Genomic DNA, 16,467 nt, shown 5'->3' on the forward strand with positions numbered 1-16,467 from the left:
ATACCCGCGCCGACGGCACGGCAACCGGTACCGTTCAGGAGCGGGCCAGCACCACGACGTCGGCCGGCGTCCACTCCCCCGCCACCCGGCATCGCAACACCAGCAGTGCCCGAGCGGCACCGCGCAGCGACGAGGCGGCCTCGGCGAGCCGTGCGGCCGACTCCGCCGGAACCGTCCCGGTGAGTCGGTCCATCGCCGCGGCGGCCGCGTACATCCCGAGCCCGGCGCACCGTGCCGCGGTCTCGTCGTATCCGGCCCTGCGGCGCAGGAAGGGGTCCGTCAACACGGCTGCCTCCTGGATGACCCGCACCGCCATGGGCGACATGGTGTCGGTGGGATCGGCGCGTGCCACGGCGGTGGCGATGCGTTCCGCGCGGCGGAGGGCCGCCGGGACACCGTCGGGATGCAGGTGGTCGGCTTCGGCGGTCGTTGTCGAGGCGAGGAAGTCGTCGAACCCGTCACTCGCCTCGGCGGCCCCCGCCACGTCCGGCTGTTCCAACCACCGTGCCGTCAGCAGCAGCCACGCCCGGATCGCCAGCAGTTCGGCCCGCCCCAGACGTTCGGGGACGGCGCCGATCCGGGTGAGCAGTCGCACGAGTGACGTCTCGGAGACTCTGCCCACGTCGGAGTCGGCGGCGCGGCGCCACAGGTCGGTGGACGTCGGCCGCAGAAACCTGTGCCGGGCCAGGACGTAGCTCAACGCCGCCGCCACGTGCGGTTCGGTGTCGTCGGATTCGTCGTACGCCTGCGCGAAGCCGTAGGCGTGGGTGAAGTTGACCGTGTGGTCGAAGCGGTCGGTGAACTCCCCGTCGGAGGCGACGCCGCGGTGATACGCCAGCGCGATCATGAGGAACACGCCGAGTTCCCTGCGGTCCGCCAGCACCCCGTCACGCCACCTGTCGGCGCCGATCCGGAACGGGTCCGCCGCGCCGGGTGCGAGGAACAGGTCCACGCCGCGCGGCCCGGTCCCCCACACCGGCCGGGTCGCGGCGTCGAGCACCAGCCGCACCGCCGGATCGGCGAGTTCGGCCCAGGTGGGGAGCCGGTAGGCGGTCCCGTCGTCGAAGAAGGAGTTGACCCACGCGACGAACCTGCGGACGTCGCCGGCCCAGGCGCCGTGGACCGGGGCGAGCGGGTCGGCGGCCGGACGCGCGTCGGCGGCGGGCCGGCGTCCGTCCCGGCTCATGTCCGCCTGGAACAGCCGCCACAGACCGTCGTCGACCGGCCGACCGCACAGTTCCACGTCCCCGGACAACCGCACGGTCTCGTGCAGGTCGTGGGAGATGCGCACCGCCGCCACCAGCGCCCGTCCGTCGTCGTCGGTGGGCGGAGTCCCGTTCAACAGGTCGTCGAGCTGGGCACGCAGCCGCGGGTCGAGTTCCCTGGGCCGCTTCGCGCACTCGAAGGCCAACGCGAGCGCGTGCACCGATCCCGACCGCAGGCACGTCTCGACGACGGTCGAGGCGTCGGACGCCTCGGTCCACAACAGGATGGTCTCCCGCCACCACGGGTCGTCGATGCGCGCGGACAGCGCGTCGTCGGCGGGGCCGTCGGCCAGCTCGGTGGACGCCAGGTACTCCTGGAACGTCAGGTGCGGGAACGCCACGAGGTCGTCCCGCCGCACGATCAGCGTGCCGCCCTCGACCAGGTCGGCCAGGCACTCCTCGGCGGTCGCCTCGACCGGGATGCGTTGCAGCGTCTCCGACAGCACCCGGAGCGCGAGCGGCGTCGCCAGCGACTTCACCCGCGACTCCATCATCATGATCGCCAGCCTTCGCGCCAGCAGGCCCTTCTGCCCGATGGTCAGGGTGGAGTCCCCGACGCCCTTCTCGTCCCGGCGGCGGGAGAGCAGCATCTCGCACATCTCGCGGTACAGCTCGGCGCGGCTCCCCGGGAGCGCGCCCCGGTACCGGTGGACGTTGGCGATCATCGTCAACAGCAAGGGGTTGGACGCCAGGTCGTACAGCGCGGGCCGACGGCGCATCCGCTCCATCAGGGCCTCGGCCTCCCGGTGCGCCCGCGCCCGGACCTGTTGACCGGTCTCGCCGGTGCTGCGGCTCTCCGACACGTGGTACCACCGGTGCAGGAACGCCGCGATCTGGTCCGAGGTGAAACCGCGGATGTGCAGCCGCGTCGTGTTGCGCAACGCGTTGTCGTCGTATCCGTGGGGACGGGACGTCACGACGTACACGTTGTCCTCGTACCGTGCGATCTGATCGGTCAACCAGTCGGCCACCTTGCGTCGCGCCTCGGCGTCGCCGGTCTCGTCGAGCCCGTCGCACAGGACGAGGCAGTTGCCGCGCTCCAGGCGACGTCGTAGCCAGGCGGCCGGAACCCTGCCCGCCAACCAGGCGGTTCCGGCGACCAGGTCCGCGACGTCGGGCGGCTCCTCGGCGTCCACGACGGCCTCCGCGTGGTCCCGCAGGGTCAGCAGCACCGGCAACCTTCCGCGCCGCAGGACACCGCGACGCGCCCCGGTGGCCGCGGCGTGGCGCAGCAGTGAGGTCTTGCCGGCTCCCGGGTATCCCGCGACGGTGAAGACCCTCGCGTCGGTGCCCTCGATGAAGTGCGCCAGCGGTCGGCGCTCCCCCGGTTCCCAGCGGGTGTGCAGGCCCTCGGCCACCACGGAGGTGGCGCGCGGATCGAGGCTGACGTCGACATAGACCTCCGGGAGCCACAGCGCGAACGGCCCCTGTGTGGTGAGACCGTGCAGTTCGAGTTCGCGGGCGTGCCGCCGGATTCGTTTCACGAAGGTGCGGCGGTGCCCGAGCAGCGCGGCGCTCAACACCGAGTCCGCAGAGTCGGCGATGCGCTGCACCCAGCGGTCGGCGACGTCGCCACCGACTCGGCCGACGAACCGCAGCACCGCCAGGGCGGCCCAGTAGGCCGCCAACGCCAGGACGCTCTCCAGCGGGTTGGCGGCGATGGCGTCCCAGAACTGGGTCGCGATGATCCCCGGAGGCGCTAAAGCCAACAGCGCCAGCAGGGAGGTCGCGATCACCTCGCTGGGTGAGGCCGGGTTGGGAGGGGGAACGGGCAAATTCGACATGATCACCTCATCCGGGTCGAATCAGGTCCTTTCAGATGCTAACCGGTGCTGTCACGCCTCGTCGGCGCCTCGATACGCCGCGCGGTGGTGGCCGGTGTGGCCGCCGGGGCCGGAGTGGGGCGTCGTGCCTGGTGAGGTCCACATTTCAGCTCCGCGCGGTCCGATCCGGACTCTAGGCTCTCGGGCATGAGGAGCCGACGAAGCCGTCTGTGGACCAGTCTCGTTGCCGTGGCACTGATCGCCGGCGTCGTCTCCGGATGCTCCGGCGGGGAGGACGGCACCATCGTGCCGCCGGCGGAGTCGGTGGCACGGCTGACGTTGACGCCCGAGGCGGGCGAGACGGGGATGCCGGTCAGCACCGAACTGGGTGTCACCGTCACCGACGGCGGCGTCGAAGAGGTCACCCTGCGCGACGAGGACGGTGACGCCGTGTCGGGTGCGATGCGGGCCGACGGCTCGGCGTGGGTGCCGGACTCGCCACTGGAGTACCGCACCCGGTACACCGCCACCGCGTCGGCCGTCGACGCGGAACACCGCGTCGTCACCGCCGAGACCTCGTTCACGACGATGGCCGAGCCCCGTGACCGCGTCGAGGCGAGTCTGTGGAACACCGCCGACTACGAGTACGGGCACGCGATGCCCGTGATGATCGACTTCCCGCCCGACTTCGAGGTGCCGGAGAAACACCGTGCCCAGGTGGAGCGGCGGCTGTTCGTCACCAGCGACCCGCCCCAACCGGGTGTGTGGCACTGGTTCACCGGAGGCCACCTGGAGTACCGGCCGGAGTCGTTCTGGAAGCCGGGCAGCGTCGTCACCGTCCGGGCCGCGTTGGAGGGCGTGCCGCTGGGCGGTGACCGCTACGGCGCAGGAGACGTCACCAGGAAGATCCACTTCGACGACACGGCGAGGGTCATCGAGGTGTCGAACGAGGACAAGGTGATGGTGGCCAAGGAGAACGGCGAAGCGGTCAAGTCGATGGACATCAGCCTCGGCAAGGCGAGCACCCCCTCCTACTCCGGGACGATGACCGTGATGGAGAAGCTGGAGCACACCGTGTTCGACACGACCGCGCAGTGCGGTGGCCGGGTCTCCGGTGACGACTGCTACCGCACACCGGTCGACTGGGCACAGCGGCTCACCTGGAGCGGACAGTTCATCCACTCGGCTCCGTGGTCGGTGGCCGACCAGGGCGTCCGCAACGTCTCGCACGGCTGTGTCAACGTCTCGGCGGGGAACGCCGAGTGGATCTTCGACTTCGCCCGGGTCGGGGACCCGGTGATCATCACCGGCACGGAGGCCGAGCTGCCCTACGGTGACGGCTTCACCGCCTTCGACCTGAGCTGGGAGGAGTTCCGGGAGGGGAGCTACCTGGCAGGACCGGGGGCCGACGCCGACGCCGACGCGGGTACCGGGTCACCCGACACCGACTTACCCGACGTCCGACACGTCCGTGGCGCGGCGCACCCGCACCCGGCACGGCGTCGCGGCGGCGGGCGGGTGCGACGATACTGACACGGTGAAGCTCTCCAAACCCGCCGCGCTCTTCCTCGCCGGCCTGGCCGTCTTCATGGTGTTCGAGTGGACGATGCTGGCCTTCAACCTCGCCGAGGGCCATCCGACCGCGTTCTACGTGGTCCACGGCGTACTCATCGGGGGCAACATCGTGCTGGCGGTCGTCGTGGCGGCGATCGTGTGGCGTGCCTGGGCTGCGGAACGGCGCCGACGCTGACCGGGCGTTCCCGCCGGGCTCACTCGGCGGCCGGGACGTCCAGCAGGCCGCTGTGCGTCACCCAGATCGACGCCGGGTCCACATAGGGTCGCAGCAGGGAGATGAGCTCGCCGTCGGCGTTGCCGCGCAGCTCCTCGGAGGCGATCTTGCGCGCCACGCCCGCGAGGATGTCGGCGAGCTGGATCCGGGGATCGACGAACGACTCCACCAGGCGCACCGCCCGTGGCCCTCCGGCCGTGGTCAGGGCGCGGATGCGTTCCGGCGACAACGCGTTCTGCCTGTCGTGGAACAGCTCCACGGGACTGCCGCCGGCACCCCAGTACATCGCCCCCTGCACGATGGCGGGAAGCAGCGGGTCCAGTGGCGGCCAGGCCGGTGACTCGGCACGCAGCCGTTCCCGGAAGGTCTCCGCCCGCGCGGCGGTCATGCGCACCGCCGTCAGCGCGTCGGCGAGTTCGCCGTCCGCCGCGCGGTGCGCCAGCAACCCGGTCATGTGGCCGTACACGTCACCCGGTGTCGTACCGTCGGGTCGCTCCTTGCTGCGCATCACGTCGTTGGCCGCCAGCAGGAACGCCTCCCACCAGTCGGGGGGTAGTTCCGTGCGACCGTGGCGGTACAACCGGAGCGCGATCCGGTCGGTGGCCGGGTTCCGGTACAGGCCCGGCGACGTGGCGTGGAAGTCGTCGGCGACGACGGCCTCGGTGAGTTTGCCGAGCAGGTGGAACTCCTTGTCGATGAGGCACACGTGCGAGTGGCCCAGCAACGGCCCCGTCGGTCCGAGCAACCACAGCAGCACCGAGCGGTGCTTCTCGCGTTGCAGGTGGTTGGCCTTGTACTCGGTGGCGGGTGACCGGATCCGGTCACGCAGTTCCGCCATGACGACGGCGGCGGCCGCCGGAGCCAGCGAGACCGTGCCGTGGGCGAAGACGTCGGTGGTCCCGCCGACCAGCTTCTCCCCCTCGTAACCGGATTCGTCGCCGGCGACCACGACCGGTCGGCCGTCGGGCTCTCGCGACGGGCCGAGCGGTCCGTCGGTCCCGGCGGCGTGAATCACCTCGCCATGGTAGGCGCGGACCGCGCCGCGCCTCACGTGAATATCCGCGACGGCGATCGCCGGAGGGTCATCCGGCGGGTTCGGCGCGTTCCAGGCGTACGCAACAACGGTCGGGGCCGGGTGCGAGTGCGGCGCCGACTCCCGAGACGGCGAGTCCGTCGAGCATGCCCTCGACCAGGCGGAGGTTCATGCCGCACACCAGCGCCGGGTGCCGCCGCGCCATGTCGTGGAACGGGCAGTTGCCCAGGACGATGGAGTCGCCGGCGACGCGGGGTTCGAAACCGTTGTCCTCCAGCGCGGCCACGACGGGGTCGTCGCCGGAGCCGGCCGGTCTCGCCCGGCGGGCCTCGTGTCCGAGCCGGTTGCCGAGTTCTTCGGCGCGCCGGTCCAGTACGGCCCGGGCGGATTCACCGGTCCGCTCCGCCTCCTCGACGGCGGCGGCGAGCAGTTCACCGATCAGCGCGTATCTCCGTTCGGGAAGGGTCACCGTGATCTGCTGCGAGGAGCGCCGGTACAGCTTCGCGGGCCGGCCCGCCCCGGGTCCGCTGCGGCCGGTGCGGCGTTCGTGGTCGACGGTGAGCAGCCCCTCGTCGGCGAGCCGGTCGAGATGGAAGGCGGCGGTGTTGCGTGGCACGCCCACCGCGGCGGCCGCCTCGTCCCGGCTCACCGGCGAGGTCTGGCGCGCCACGAAATCGTAGAGCGCGCGTCTGGTCGGTTCCGCGAGGACGGCGACCGCGGAAACGAGGGCTTCATCCGCCATGAATTCTAAAACCAACTTCTATTGACTCAATGCGGTCGGTCGTTCTAACATTAACATCTCTTGTTCATAGAAGAGGTCGCGCGACCACGACGGAGACCGTCGGCACGCGCCCCTCCCGGCGACGGGTCGACCGAGCCGACCGCCGCCCACATCCGACCATGGAGTGTCGCCATGAACGTCACCACGGCAACCACCCCCACCACGGCCCCACCGGAGGCCACCGCCACCCACCGGCGACTGATCCACGAAGGACCCGAGATCGACCTGCGCGGCGCCGAGAAGGCGATCGCCGACCTACTGGCCGCCTTGGGCCGCGACCCGGCCTCACCGCACCTGGCCGACACCCCGCGCCGGGTCGCCCAGGCATACGCCGAACTGCTCACCCCGCGGGAGTTCGACCTCACCACCTTCCCGAACGAGGAGGGTTACGACGAACTGGTCATCGCCAGGGACATCCCCGTGCACTCACTGTGCGAACACCACCTCCTGCCGTTCCACGGCGTGGCACACGTCGGCTACCTGCCCGGCGAACGCATCCTCGGCCTGTCGAAACTGGCCAGGGTCGTGGAGTGGTTCGCCCGTGACCTCCAGGTCCAGGAACGACTGACGAAGCAGGTGACCGACTGGCTGCAACGGCACCTCGCGCCCAAGGGCGTCGGCGTCGTCATCGAGGCCGAACACATGTGCATGGCGCTGCGCGGCGTCAGAGCGGCGGGATCACGGACCGCCACGTCCGCGCTGGAGGGGACACTCCGCGACGACCCGCGGTCGCGACAGGAGTTCTTCACACTCGCCGGCATTCGCCACTGAGAGGGTAGGAGGAGGAATCATGGACATCGACCGACCGATCGTGATCGTGGGTGCCGGGCTCGCCGGCGCCAAGGCCGCCGAAACCCTGCGCGAACAGGGTTTCACCGGCCGAGTGGTCCTGATCGGCGCCGAGGCCGAACGGCCGTACGAGCGGCCGGGGTTGTCGAAGGGATACCTGCTCGGCGACGACGACCGCGCCGCCCTGTTCGTCCACGACGAGAACTGGTACACCCGGTTCTCGGTGGAGCTACGACTGGGGCGGCGGGCGACGCGGCTGGACCGCGACGCACACACCGTGCGCCTCGACGACGGCGAGGACGTCGAGTACGGCAGGCTGCTGCTGACCACCGGCGCGTCACCACGTGCGCTGCCGGTACCGGGGGCCGAACTGGACGGGGTGTTCCGGCTACGACGCCTCACCGACTCCGACCGGCTGCGGGCCGCACTGCGGGCCGGCGGCCGGGTGGTCGTCGTCGGCGCGGGCTGGATCGGCCTGGAGACCGCCGCCGCCGCACGCACGCTCGGCTGCGAGGTCACGGTGCTGGAACCCGCGTCCACCGTGCTCGGTGCGGCGCTCGGCGCCGAGATGGGTGACCACTTCGCGGACCTGCACCGCCGACACGGCGTGGACCTGCGACTGGGCCACGGCGCGGAACGCATCCTGGGAGACGGTGGCCGGGTCCGCGCGGTAGTGGCCGACGACGGCGCCGAGATCGCCGCGGACACGGTGATAGTGGGAATCGGCGCACGGCCCGACACGGACCTGGCCGAACAGGCGGGGTTGGCCGTGGACGACGGCGTCCTCGTCGACGCCTCACTGCGCACCGGCGATCCGGACGTGTTCGCCGCCGGCGACGTGGCCAATCCGCACCACCCGCACTACGGTCGGCGGATCCGGGTGGAACACTGGGACAACGCGCTGCACGCCGGAACGATCGCGGCGAGGGCGATGCTCGGCGAGCCGGTGGTCTTCGATCGCATCCCCTTCTTCTTCACCGACCAGTACGACGTCGGGATGGAGTACGCCGGGTGGTTCCCGCGCGGCGGATACGACCGGGTGGTGACCCGCGGCGACGTACCGGGCCAGTCGTTCCAGGCGTTCTGGCTCTCCGGTGACAGGGTGGTCGCCGGTATGCACGTCAACCGCTGGGACGAGGGAATCGACCCGATCCGGGCGTTGGTGCGCGGCGGCGGCCCCGTCACCGCCGCGCGGCTGGCCGATCCCACGGTGCCGCTCGCGGAACTGGCCGCACCGGCACGGTGACGACCGGACGGGGGCTGGACGGGGACCGTCCACGCCCTCCACCGAAGCGCGGATCGTGCTGGCGCCGACGGCCGGTAAAGCGGTTGCCCGACCGGCGCGTTCCGGCGAACCTGTTGCCATGCACCCACCCGAACCCGTTACGGCGTCACCGACACGCCGAGGCGTCCGCACCACCTTCGCGGCCCCCGTCACCACCTCGATGGCACGGAGGTCCCGTTGAGCGACACACCCGATCTCGGCCCCGTCCCCGAGCGGATCACCGTCGAGGCCGCGCAGGTGCGCCGCCTCATCGCCGACCAGTTCCCACAGTGGACCGATCTCCCCGTCACACCGGTCGCCGCCGGAGGCTGGGACAACCGGACCTTCCACCTCGGCACCGACATGACGGTCCGGCTTCCCAGCGCGGCCGAGTACGCCCGGGCCGTCGAGAAGGAGCACCGGTGGCTGCCCGTCCTCGCCGCCCGGCTCCCCCTGCCGATTCCCACCCCGCTGGCGAAGGGCCTGCCCGGCGAGGACTACCCGTACCCCTGGTCGGTCTACCGGTGGCTCGACGGCGAGACCGCCACGCGGGAGCGGATCACCGACCCGGTCGGGTTCGCCGCCGACCTCGCCGACTTCCTGGTCGCGCTGTGGGCCGTCTCGCCCGAGGACGGTCCGGCTCCGGGAGTCCACAACTGGTTCCGGGGCGGGACACTGCGCACCTTCGACGGGTTGACCCGGCGTGCGCTCACCGAACTGGACGGCCACGTCGACGTCGACCGGCTTCGCGACGTCTGGCGGGACGCACTCGACACGCCCTGGGACGGGATCGACCGCTGGTTCCACGGCGACGTCGCCAAGGGGAACCTGCTGCTGAACGACGGTCGGTTGGCGGCCGTCATCGACTTCGGCACCTGCGGTGTGGGAGACCCCTCCTGCGACCTGGCGATCGCCTGGACCCTGCTGACCGCCGAGGGCCGACGGGTGTTCCGGGAACGGCTGTCGGTGGACGACGACACCTGGGCGCGGGGAAGGGGCTGGGCACTGTGGAAGGCCCTGACCACCTGCGCGAACACCTACGCGGACCCCGAGGACGCGGCGGAGTTCACCGAGGCGGGCCACACCCTGGACGCGATCCTCTCCGATATCCCGAGTGGACGGTGAGACGTGGGCGGTGACCGACTCAGACCCGCGACCCGCACGTTTGCGCTGGAGTGCGCTCCAGCGGCTAGGTTCACCCACGTCGTAACCGACCGGATCAGGAGTTCACCATGGAATACCGCAGGATCGGCCGCACAGGGCTGAGGGTCAGCGAACTGTGCCTCGGCGCGATGTACTTCGGCGGCGACACCGACGAGAAGACGGCGTTCGAGATCCTCGACCGGTTCGTCGAGGCGGGGGGCAACTTCATCGACACCGCCAACCGGTACAACGACGGCGAGTCCGAGTCGCTGCTGGGCCGATGGCTGAAGAACCGCGACCGCGACCGCATGGTCGTCGCGACCAAGGTCTTCGGCCGGATGCACGACCACCCCAACGGCCTCGGCCTGTCCCGTAAGCACATCGTGTCCGCGGTGGAGGACAGTCTCCGCCGCCTCGACACCGACTACATCGATCTCTACTACACGCACGTGTTCAGCCGGGACACCCCGCTGGAGGAGACGCTATCCACTCTCGACACCCTGGTGACGGCGGGGAAGGTCCGCTATCTGGGTGCCAGCAACCTGGCCGGCTGGCAACTGCAGAAGGCCGTGGACCTGTCCACGCACCACGGCTGGAACCGTTATGTCGCACTCCAACCGCTGTACAACCTGCTGGACCGTGACATCGAGTGGGACTCGGTGGAGGTGTGCCTGGCCGAGGGCCTGGGGGTCATGCCGTGGAGCCCGCTACGGGCCGGCTGGTTGTCGGGCAGGTTCACCCGGGGAATGCAGGCGCCACCGGAGTCGGCACGGGTGCGGCAGAGCTCGGACGTCCCCTTCGACATGTCTTGGGAGCAGTACAACACCGCACACACCTGGCAGGTCCTCGACGCCCTGGAGGCGGTCGCGGCCGAGACCGGGCGGTCGGTACCGCAGGTGGCCACCCGCTGGCTGATCCAGAAGCCCGGCGTCACCGCGCCGATCATCGGCCCTCGCACGCTCGCGCACGCCGAGAGCAGTCTCGGCGCGGCGGGATGGACCCTGTCGGCGGAGCAGATGTCGACACTCGACGCCGCCAGCGCCAAGCCGAAACCGTACCCGTTCAACCTGCTGGAGTTCTACGCCGCCAACCCCGGCTGAGCCGCGACTCCGGCGGACACCGACGCCCCGGCCCTCGCGGGCCGGGGCCGCACGCCGGTCAGCCCTCGATCTTGGCCATGACCTCGTCAGGCACATCGAAGTTCGCCCATACGTTCTGGACGTCGTCGGAGTCCTCCAGGGCGTCGATCAGGCGCAGGACCTTGCGTGCGCCGTCCTCGTCCAAGGGCACCTCGACACTCGGCACGAAACTGGCCTCGGCCGACTCGTAGTCGTTGCCGGCCTCCTGGAGGGCGGTACGGACGGCGACCAGGTCGGTGGCCTCGCTGAGCACCTCGAAGGAGTCACCGATGTCGTTGACCTCCTCGGCGCCCGCGTCCAGCACCGCCATGAGGACGTCGTCCTCGGTCACCCCGTCGTTCTTGGGGACGATCACGACACCCTTGCGGCTGAACATGTACGACACGCTGCCCGGGTCGGCCAACTGTCCGCCGTTGCGGGTCAGCGCGGTGCGGACCTCCGCGGCGGCGCGGTTGCGGTTGTCGGTGAGGCATTCGATGAGTACCGCCACTCCGCCGGGCGCGTAACCCTCGTACATGATGGTCTGGTAGTCGGCGCCACCGGCCTCCGCACCGGATCCCCGCTTCACCGCCCGATCGATGTTGTCGTTCGGCACCGAACTCTTCTTCGCCTTCTGGATGGCGTCGTAGAGCGTGGGGTTGCCCTCCGGGTCTCCACCGCCCGTCCGGGCGGCCACCTCGACGTTCTTGATGAGCTTGGCGAACAGCTTGCCGCGTTTGGCGTCGATGACGGCCTTCTTGTGCTTGGTCGTCGCCCATTTGGAGTGGCCGCTCATCGGACCTCTTTCTTGTCGTGACCTGGTGGACTACGCGTGACGCACCAGTTCGACGAAGGCCCGGTGAATCCGAAGGTCTCCCGTAACCTCCGGATGAAACGCGGTCGCCATGACGCATCCGGCGCGCACCGCGACGATCTTACCGTTCGCCGCTCCCCCGCTGATTCGGCCGACCACCTCGACGCCGGGCCCGACGCGCTCCGCCCAGGGGGCACGGATGAAGACGGTGCGGAAGGGGCCGCCGGGAATACCGTCGAGTACGACGTCCGTCTCGAAGGAGTCGACCTGCCGCCCGAACGCGTTGCGGCGCACGGTCATGTCGACGGCCGAGAGCACCCGCTGGTCGGGGCGGCCGTCCAGCACCTCGCTGGCGAGCATGATCATCCCGGCGCACGAACCGTAGGCCGGCATGCCGGCGGCGATGCGTTCCCGAAGAGGTGTGAACAGTTCGAACGCGTCCAGCAGCTTGCCGATCGTGGTGGACTCCCCGCCGGGGATGACGATGCCGTCCACCTTCTCGAGCTCGGTCGGGCGCCGCACCGGCACGGCGGTGACCGACAGGTCGGCGAGCGCCCGCAGGTGCTCGGCGGTGTCACCCTGAAGCGCCAGCACTCCGATGGTCGGCATGGCGTCCTCCTCTGATCGAGCCTATGCCGCCGGAATTTCCGGCGCCGTCATCGGGTGAAATTACGCCCTCCAGTGCTTACTGACTCGTCAGTAAGTGTGTTAACGTGACCTGGACCTCAGTCGGAGGCGATCTTCGCCATTAGATATCGAAATATTTGGAGGTCTAGATGCTCTCTCGACGCTCACTCCTCCGCGCCGCGACGGCCGGCGCGCTCACCGCACCGGGGTGGCTGCCCGGCACCGCCACCACCTCACCGCATCCGTCCGCCCCCGCGACCTGCGAACTCGCACTGGAGAACCGGAGCGGCGGCACGCTCCGCGCCTACGTCACCGGTCGCGAGTTCGGCACCGGCCGCTGGGTACTGCTGCGCGCCGACAGCTCCGTCTACCATCTCACCGAACCACCGGCACCGCTCACACCGTTGCCGGTCGACTGCGCCATCCCGGTCGGCTCCTCGACCGTCCTGACGCTGCCGAGGATGTTCGGCGCGCGGATCTACTTCGTCCGCGACGACACCCTCCAGTTCTACGTCAACCCCGGTCCCGCCCTGGTCGAACCCGCCTTCGCCACCCCCGCGGACCCCAACTTCTCCAAGACCTGGTCCTTCTGCGAGTTCACGTTCAACGACGTGCAGCTCTTCGCGAACATCAGCTACGTCGATCTGGTGACGGCACTTCCGATCGGGCTCACCCTGGTCGGCGACGGCACGCACACCGTCGCGGCCCTGCCCGACGGCGCGGTCGGGCGCATCGCCGACGAGCTGGCGGCCCAGGCCGGTCGCGACGGGCAACCGTGGGACGACCTGATCATCCGCGACGGCGGGCAGGTACTGCGGATCATCTCGCCGCAGAACCTCATGGCGCCGCACTTCGACCAGCCGAACATGCCGTTCCGGGGTTACTGGGAGGGCTACGTCGACCAGGTCTGGAACCACTATCGCGGCAATGATCTGCGGGTGGACGTCCAGGGAGGCGGCGGTGTCTACACCGGTCGCGTCGTGGGTGACGTCCTGGAGTTCAACGGCGGTCACCGGTTCGGCAGGCCCTCCTCCAAGGACGTCTTCACCTGTAACCACGGGCCGTTCACCAACAACCCGTCCGACCCCGATCCCAAGAAGGGGATCCTCGCGAGGCTGGCGGCGGCGTTCAACCGCTCCACGATCCACTCCGTCCCCGACCAACCGAACGGCGCCACCGCCGCCGACTACTACGGGCACCAGGTGACCAACCACTGGGCGCGGGCGGTCCACGCCCACGCACCGATCGGCTACGCCTTCCCCTACGACGACGTCCGCCCCGACGGGCAGCCGGACCAGTCCGGTGCCGCCCACGACGGGAATCCGCGACGCTTCACGGTGCACGCCGGCTGAACCGGTCCGCGCGGCGGAGTCCGCTTCGCCGCGCGGACCCACCCGATTCCCGTGACGCCCTTGACACGGCCGTCCCGGCGATCCACGGTGTACATATCGGCGTCATTGGGCGTTTCTCCCGATTTCCGCGCGGCGTTTCGCAACCCAATCGAAACATTCGAGACTTACTGACTTGTCAGTAAGCTTGCTACGATCGGCCTCACATGTGACCCGTGTTACTCCCGTCCTCCAGGAGGGCCGCCGTGACCCCCGATGTGAACCCCCCACACACACCCGACGAGGCCGACGTCGAGAGGCGGCTCGCCGCCCTCTCCCTGGAGGAGAAGATCGGACTGCTGACCGGCCGGGGCCCGTGGCGGCTGCACCCGGCGGAGGGTGTCGGCCTGCGCTCCCTGGCACTGGGCGACGGCCCCGCCGGTATCCGCGGCGTCACCGACGACCCCGCCGAGACCGGCGCCTCCTTCCCCTCGCCGTCCGCGCTGTCGGCCACCTGGGACGTGCGGCTCGCCGACGAGTTGGGCGACCTGTTCGCCGCCGAGGCGGTGCGGCACGGTGTCGACGTGGTGCTGGCGCCGGTCGTCAACCTCCAACGCACCCCGGTCGGGGGCCGCCACTTCGAGTGCTTCTCGGAGGATCCGCTGCTCACGGCCGACATCGCCCACGCCCTGGTGGCCGCGATCCAGCGAAACGGCGTCGCCGCCTGCGCCAAGCACTTCGTCGCCAACGACTCCGAGACCGCCCGCACCGAGTACACCGCGCGGATCGACGAACGCGCCCTGCGCGAGGTCTACCTCGCACCCTTCGAGAAGCTGGTCCGCGATACCGGCGTATGGACGGTCATGGCCGCCTACAACGGACTGGAGACCGACGCCGAGACCGCCAGCGCGACCCAGAACCACTGGCTGCTCACCGAACTGCTCAAGACCGAATGGGGCTTCGACGGCGTCGTGGTCAGCGACTGGACCGCCGCCCACTCCACGGCCGAATCCGCGAACGCCGGTCTCGACCTGGTGATGCCCGGCCCCGGCGGGCCGTGGGAGGCCGCGCTACTCAAGGCCGTCAACCGGGGCGAGGTCGCCGAGAAGGTGATCGACGCCAAGGTCCGCCGGCTGCTCCGGTTGGCGCACCGCGTCGGCGGTTTCGGTCCGGTGCGTGACGGCGGACCCGCCGCGCACACCGAGGACCTGCTGCGCAGGATCGGCGCCCGGTCCACCGTCGTGCTGAAGGACGCCGCGCGGCGGCTGCCCTGTGCCCCGGCGTCGCTGTCGAGGGTCGCGCTCATCGGTCCCAACGCGGTGGACACCTTCTTCCAAGGCGGCGGAAGCGCACACGTCAACCCCGACCACGTCGTCACCCCCGAGGCCGGGCTACGGGCCGCGCTCCCCCACGCCGAGATCTCGGTGCACCGCGGCGGCTACGCCCGCCCGCACGAACCCGACCTGGCGGTGGAACGTGTCGTCGGGGAGGTCTCGATCGATCTGCTCGACGGTCACGGCGGCGTGATCGACACCGTCCCGATGCCGGCCGGCGGCTGGCTCCGCGATCTCGGTCCGGCGCCGGTCGCCGCGCGACTGCGCGCGGTGGTCCGGCTCCCCGAGACCGGCGTCCACCGACTCGGCATCGGCACCGTCGGCACCTTCCGGTTGCGGTTCGACGGCAGAGAGGTCGCCTCGGGTGATCACCTCGCCGGACACGACGTGGTCCTGGACTCCAGTGTCAACGCCCCGCCGTCCCACGGCGCCGACGTGCACGTCACCGAACCCCGCGAGCTGACGGTGGAGGCCGACCTCCAGATCATCGAGGCATGGGGATACGGCCGGTTCGTGCGGGCCGTCCTGCGCCACCGGCTCCCGGGCCCCGGTGTGGACGACGAGATAGCCGAGGCCGTCGCCGCCGCGGCGCGGGCCGATCTGGCGATCGTCGTCGTCGGCACCAACAGCGAGGTCGAATCGGAGGGATTCGACCGTACCGACCTCGCGCTGCCCGGCAGGCAGGACGAGCTGGTCCGGCAGGTCTGCCGCGCCAATCCGGCGACCGTGGTCGTCGTCAACGCCGGCTCTCCCGTCCTGTTGCCCTGGCTGGATGAGGCCGCGACGGTGCTGTGGACCTGGTTCCCCGGACAGGAGTGCGGCCACTCGCTCGCCGACGTCCTGTTCGGACGGACCGAGCCCTCGGGCCGGCTGCCGTGGACGCTCCCCGCCACCGCCGAACAGGTTCCGGTCCCGCACGCCGTCCCGGTGGACGGCGTCGTCGAATACCACGAGGGAATCCACATCGGATACCGCGGGTACCTGCGGGCGGGACTGCGGCCCGCGGTGCCGTTCGGGCACGGCCTCGGCTGGACCGACTGGAGCTACGACGAGGCCGAGGTCGCCGACGGGGACGAGGTGACGGTCACCGTGTCCGTCACCAACAGCGGGAGACGGCCCGGCCACGAGACCGTACAGGTCTACCTGGAACACCACGGCGACGGCCCCGAGCGGCCGGTGCGATGGCTCGCCGGGTTCGCCGTCGTCGACGCCGCCCCGGGCGAGTCCGCGCGGGCGGTCGTGACCGTGCCGCGGCGGGCGTTCCAGGTGTGGGATCCGCCGTCCCGGGACTGGCGCACGCCGCCGGGCGAATACACGCTACACGTCGGACGGTCTATTGAAGACATCCGTTGGGCCGGCCGCATCACGCGAGAAGACGTCTCCTCGCCGGCCGGCGGCTGAACCGCCAGCCACACCCTC

General features: G+C 70.5%; 13 protein-coding genes. 8 read left to right on the forward strand and 5 right to left on the reverse strand.

All coding sequences use genetic code 11. From position 1 onward, the window contains the following. Nucleotides 1–34: 34 nt before the first annotated feature. Entirely contained in the window at nucleotides 35–3,049 is a 3,015-nt protein-coding gene (locus tag LX16_RS09235; protein ID WP_147136042.1) for an NACHT domain-containing protein, read from the reverse strand. A gap of 228 nt (nucleotides 3,050–3,277) precedes the next feature. Here LX16_RS09235 and LX16_RS09240 point away from each other — a divergent pair, with 228 nt between their 5' ends. Both LX16_RS09240 and LX16_RS09245 read left to right on the forward strand, forming a co-directional pair. Then, nucleotides 3,278–4,561: a L,D-transpeptidase gene (locus LX16_RS09240; RefSeq protein WP_244615738.1), complete on the forward strand. Its 1,284-nt coding sequence runs from the start codon at nucleotides 3,278–3,280 to the stop codon at nucleotides 4,559–4,561. Between the two features lie 4 nt (nucleotides 4,562–4,565). Continuing rightward, a complete protein-coding gene (locus tag LX16_RS09245; protein WP_147136048.1) occupies nucleotides 4,566–4,778 on the forward strand; it encodes an SCO4848 family membrane protein in 213 nt (70 codons plus the stop codon). 19 nt (nucleotides 4,779–4,797) lie between these two features. On the opposite strand, the gene LX16_RS09250 is transcribed toward LX16_RS09245, so the two are convergent. Both LX16_RS09250 and LX16_RS09255 read right to left on the reverse strand, forming a co-directional pair. After that, nucleotides 4,798–5,832 carry a hypothetical protein gene (locus tag LX16_RS09250; RefSeq protein WP_211354362.1) on the reverse strand — a complete coding sequence of 345 codons (1,035 nt, stop codon included), beginning with the start codon at nucleotides 5,830–5,832 and terminating at the stop codon, nucleotides 4,798–4,800. 67 nt (nucleotides 5,833–5,899) lie between these two features. Continuing rightward, nucleotides 5,900–6,592 carry a helix-turn-helix transcriptional regulator gene (locus LX16_RS09255; RefSeq protein ID WP_211354363.1) on the reverse strand — a complete coding sequence of 231 codons (693 nt, stop codon included), beginning with the start codon at nucleotides 6,590–6,592 and terminating at the stop codon, nucleotides 5,900–5,902. A 171-nt stretch (nucleotides 6,593–6,763) separates the two neighbouring features. Here LX16_RS09255 and folE point away from each other — a divergent pair, with 171 nt between their 5' ends. The 4 genes from folE (at nucleotide 6,764) to LX16_RS09275 (ending at nucleotide 10,927) form a co-directional block, all read left to right on the forward strand. After that, complete coding sequence (folE, locus tag LX16_RS09260; RefSeq protein WP_147136055.1) at nucleotides 6,764–7,402, forward strand: GTP cyclohydrolase I FolE; 639 nt, start codon at nucleotides 6,764–6,766, stop codon at nucleotides 7,400–7,402. A 19-nt stretch (nucleotides 7,403–7,421) separates the two neighbouring features. Further along, the gene (locus LX16_RS09265; RefSeq protein WP_147136058.1) at nucleotides 7,422–8,666 is read left to right on the forward strand and encodes an NAD(P)/FAD-dependent oxidoreductase; all 1,245 of its coding nucleotides are present in this window, start codon (nucleotides 7,422–7,424) and stop codon (nucleotides 8,664–8,666) included. A 216-nt stretch (nucleotides 8,667–8,882) separates the two neighbouring features. Next, the gene (locus LX16_RS09270) at nucleotides 8,883–9,809 is read left to right on the forward strand and encodes an aminoglycoside phosphotransferase family protein (protein WP_147136061.1); all 927 of its coding nucleotides are present in this window, start codon (nucleotides 8,883–8,885) and stop codon (nucleotides 9,807–9,809) included. 107 nt (nucleotides 9,810–9,916) lie between these two features. Beyond that, nucleotides 9,917–10,927 carry an aldo/keto reductase gene (locus LX16_RS09275; RefSeq protein WP_147136065.1) on the forward strand — a complete coding sequence of 337 codons (1,011 nt, stop codon included), beginning with the start codon at nucleotides 9,917–9,919 and terminating at the stop codon, nucleotides 10,925–10,927. 58 nt (nucleotides 10,928–10,985) lie between these two features. On the opposite strand, the gene LX16_RS09280 is transcribed toward LX16_RS09275, so the two are convergent. Then, entirely contained in the window at nucleotides 10,986–11,741 is a 756-nt protein-coding gene (locus LX16_RS09280) for a YebC/PmpR family DNA-binding transcriptional regulator (protein WP_147136069.1), read from the reverse strand. A gap of 30 nt (nucleotides 11,742–11,771) precedes the next feature. Continuing rightward, entirely contained in the window at nucleotides 11,772–12,368 is a 597-nt protein-coding gene (gene pdxT / locus LX16_RS09285) for a pyridoxal 5'-phosphate synthase glutaminase subunit PdxT (RefSeq protein WP_147136072.1), read from the reverse strand. Between the two features lie 167 nt (nucleotides 12,369–12,535). Here pdxT and LX16_RS09290 point away from each other — a divergent pair, with 167 nt between their 5' ends. After that, nucleotides 12,536–13,738 carry a glycoside hydrolase family 64 protein gene (locus tag LX16_RS09290; protein WP_147136075.1) on the forward strand — a complete coding sequence of 401 codons (1,203 nt, stop codon included), beginning with the start codon at nucleotides 12,536–12,538 and terminating at the stop codon, nucleotides 13,736–13,738. A 242-nt stretch (nucleotides 13,739–13,980) separates the two neighbouring features. Beyond that, nucleotides 13,981–16,449, forward strand: coding sequence for a beta-glucosidase family protein (locus tag LX16_RS09295; RefSeq protein WP_244615739.1), 2,469 nt, complete (start codon nucleotides 13,981–13,983; stop codon nucleotides 16,447–16,449). The last annotated feature ends 18 nt before the right edge of the window (nucleotides 16,450–16,467 follow it).

It is taken from the genome of Stackebrandtia albiflava (genome assembly GCF_007994225.1).
GTDB lineage: Bacteria > Actinomycetota > Actinomycetes > Mycobacteriales > Micromonosporaceae > Stackebrandtia > Stackebrandtia albiflava.

Coding starts and splice junctions, on each gene's coding strand:
- LX16_RS09235 (WP_147136042.1), bottom strand. CDS start 3,049: ATGTCGAATTTGCCCGTTCCCCCTCCCAACCCGGCCTCACCCAGCGAG.
- LX16_RS09255 (WP_211354363.1), bottom strand. CDS start 6,592: ATGGCGGATGAAGCCCTCGTTTCCGCGGTCGCCGTCCTCGCGGAACCG.
- folE (WP_147136055.1), top strand. CDS start 6,764: ATGAACGTCACCACGGCAACCACCCCCACCACGGCCCCACCGGAGGCC.
- LX16_RS09265 (WP_147136058.1), top strand. CDS start 7,422: ATGGACATCGACCGACCGATCGTGATCGTGGGTGCCGGGCTCGCCGGC.
- LX16_RS09275 (WP_147136065.1), top strand. CDS start 9,917: ATGGAATACCGCAGGATCGGCCGCACAGGGCTGAGGGTCAGCGAACTG.
- LX16_RS09280 (WP_147136069.1), bottom strand. CDS start 11,741: ATGAGCGGCCACTCCAAATGGGCGACGACCAAGCACAAGAAGGCCGTC.
- pdxT (WP_147136072.1), bottom strand. CDS start 12,368: ATGCCGACCATCGGAGTGCTGGCGCTTCAGGGTGACACCGCCGAGCAC.
- LX16_RS09290 (WP_147136075.1), top strand. CDS start 12,536: ATGCTCTCTCGACGCTCACTCCTCCGCGCCGCGACGGCCGGCGCGCTC.